Below are 530 nucleotides of genomic sequence, written 5' to 3' on the forward strand. Positions count from 1 at the left end.
GGTGAGATTCGTAGTAAGGAGACGATGGATTACGCGGTCACCTTTGCCGAGACTGGACACCTATGCTTGGCAACACTACACGCTAATAACGCTAACCAAGCACTCGACCGGATCATTAACTTTTTCCCGCCTGAACAGCAAAACCAGATATGGATGGATTTATCCCTAAACCTAAAGGCAATTGTTGCCCAGCAATTGATTCCAACGCCCGATGGTAAAGGCCGCCGAGCCTGTATCGAAGTGCTACTCAACACGCCTTTATGTGCAGACCTCATCCGCAAAAAAGAAATTCATAAGTTGAAGGAAATAATGACCAAATCGCGAGATATTGGTATGCAGACCTTTGATCAGGCCCTGTACGACCTGTATTCAGCTGGAGATGTTACTTATGAAGATGCGCTCGCCTATGCAGATTCAGCGAACGATTTACGTTTGATGATAAAGCTGGGGGCAGACGCCTCATCGCCTAACCAACTATCAGCAACAACTGATCGTCTTAGTATTCAGGATGATGGAGACATTGGTTTTTA

The 530-nt window shown here is 46.0% G+C and carries 1 protein-coding gene; it reads left to right on the plus strand.

What is annotated here, in order from left to right; all coding sequences use genetic code 11:
- Nucleotides 1–530, plus strand: a 530-nt coding sequence (locus tag A3763_RS07940; protein ID WP_197482845.1) for an ATPase, T2SS/T4P/T4SS family, incomplete at both ends; no start/stop codon positions are given.

It is taken from the genome of Oleiphilus sp. HI0128, assembly GCF_001635365.1.